This window comes from Endozoicomonas sp. ONNA1, from assembly GCF_024606325.1.
Classification (GTDB): Bacteria; Pseudomonadota; Gammaproteobacteria; order Pseudomonadales; family Endozoicomonadaceae; genus Endozoicomonas_A.
Genome location: NZ_JAHHPN010000835.1, coordinates 1 through 2367, shown reverse-complemented (window position 1 = coordinate 2367; position 2367 = coordinate 1). Strand labels below are relative to the sequence as shown.

The 2367-nt window shown below is 45.8% G+C and carries 2 protein-coding genes; both read left to right on the top strand.

Annotated features, from left to right (window positions below; translation table 11 throughout):
- The coding region (locus tag KDK19_RS19750; protein WP_257292694.1) for a DUF4116 domain-containing protein at positions 1-1922 on the top strand (1922 nt) is incomplete at its 5' end.
- 187 nt (positions 1923-2109) lie between these two features.
- Positions 2110-2367, top strand: a 258-nt coding sequence (locus tag KDK19_RS19745) for a hypothetical protein (protein ID WP_257255074.1), incomplete at its 3' end; no start/stop codon positions are given.

Genomic DNA, 2367 nt, shown 5'->3' with positions numbered 1-2367 from the left:
CCCGTTTGTTGGCATTTTTTGCCTCCGGCGGCGGACTGGATTGTCTGGCAAACCCGATAAAACTGAGCATGTCGCCGCAACGATCAAAGCTACTGGCAGAGACCTGTGACAGCGTAAAACGGCTGGTTCATGGGGCTGAAGCTCTGCTGGATGGGTATCATGCATTCCTGCGGCTGGCGGGTAGCAGAGCTTCATCCGAGATCGAAATATTGCTGGATGAATTATTGCAACTGAGCAGCCGGTTCGAGACGCTGAAACGAACTATCCGGTCAGGGCTAAAGAGTATCATCCTTCCAGTGCAAGCCACTGAAAAAGGGCAGCTATCCCCGGGAATATTTCGTCACTGGGTGGCAGACTGTCATCAGTTACAATCCTGTCTCCAGGCACTCGACCCTTATGAGGCTGAGCAGATCCGGAGCGTGCATGAACTGATTTTTGCCCTGCATCAGCGCTTCGTAAAGGCGCTTTCACCGGTCACAGTGGCCTCGGGTCAGGGCAGGATCTCTCCAGAACAGTGCATCACCTATATCGATTGCAGGGCTCTGACTGAAACGGAAGCACTATTGAGTCCAGCCTGCAAAGCATCCCTCGATGCATTAATGATTCTTAACGGGGTTGTCATCATTATGGATGAAGCCTTGATTGTTAATCTGAGGTTAGGATCTCATGTGAGCGTTATCGAGCTACTTGAACATGCAGAGGGTGGGAAAGGACGAACCCTGCGGCTGAAATATTCTGACCAATTTGGTAGTGCTGATGACCGTATTACACGCGGCAAGTTCAAACGTATGTGGTTTCTGGTGGAGTCACTGAAAGCGATCGAACTGGATGAAAATGCGGATAGCATAAAGCTAAATTGTAACGCCATAGCGGGAGAAATTATCGTCGAATGCCCCCGAATAAGATCACGTCCAATCATTCGGGAGGCGTTTGTAAAGCTGACGACGGTGTTACGATCACTCCGGAATTTGGATCTGTTCTTTAGTCAAAGAACCATTTTTGAAGGAGGTCAGTGGAGCTTTAACTCGCTTGTACAACGCCTTAATAGCGGTGTTTCGGCAGAAGCCAATAGATTTGCCTTTCAGCATTGCCTTTTCCTAATGTCTGTGGGGGAGCGAATTCGAATTGATCCGGGTTACTACCAGTTATTAAGCAACCGTCAACGACAGTTTATTGATTATGGGCGACGGTTAGCTACATCGGAGGACAATTTTTGCGAAATGTTAATGAGTGATCAACACTCTAAGGAAATCTTCAGGGAGCTATACCATCATTTTTTATTCTTAGATCCTGATAAGGCTTATCAATGGGTTGAGCTTTTGTATCCTCATTTGAAAGATCAGTATTACTTTATCAAGCCGTCCTACAGTTACAGTCTGGAGTTTCATCTTCCACCGGCGCAGTTGTCTGATGGACAAAAAGAAAAGGTCAAGAGTTTTCTGCTCAGGGCTGGCATGAAATATGCTAGCCAACGAATTCGAAATGATAAAGAGCTTGTATTAGCAGTCATTTCATTGGATCCATCTTGCCTGGAAGGTGTCAGTGAAGAGCTAAAGAATGATAAACAGGTCGTCCTGGCTGCAGTCACCATCGATGGCGATTGTCTGCAAGAGGCCGGACCCGAACCACGGGATAATGAAGAGGTTGTCATAGCCGCTATCAAAGATTATCCAGCAGCTCTGGAATATGCCAGTGACAGAATTCGAAATGATAAAAACATTATTAAAACCTTAGTGGCTTTTAATGTTTCTATCTTAAGCTATGTCAGTAAAACGCTTTTAAAGGATCGCCGGTGTATGCTCGAACTCATTGAAATAAATCCTGAAGCTTTCAGTTATGCTGCTGCCGGGCTTAAAGATAATAAGGCGTTTATCAATGAAGCAAAACAAAGAAACCCCGAAGTTCGTCAATACCTCAGATAACCTGCGAATAAGGTCTGATTGATTCAGACAACGTTGACCCGTGCAAACCCTGTTGCCAGCCTATTGTTGTTTTTTCTACTGCATGCTTAAAGCTGAAGGGTGAACTTTATAAAAACAATATTGTCAGATACAAGTAACGACTTACCGTCGAATCATGGATGAATATTAACATGAGAGGGATATCTTTATGTTACCTTTATCACCAGCAATAATTGGTAGATCAGATACTCAAAGTCTGGCAACTGCCTGCGATCAGAATACCGGAGCTGATAGTTCACCCGAAAGCTGTTTCGATGATCTTGATCCCATTGGCGTTCCCGACGCAACGCCACTCTCCAACCGCAAATGCCGCTCACCTGTTCCAGATCAGGCTGCTAATTGTTCTCCTGACAACCGGGAACAACTTGGGGGCAAGGGAATGTTTTTACAGCGCATGAAGGAAGCC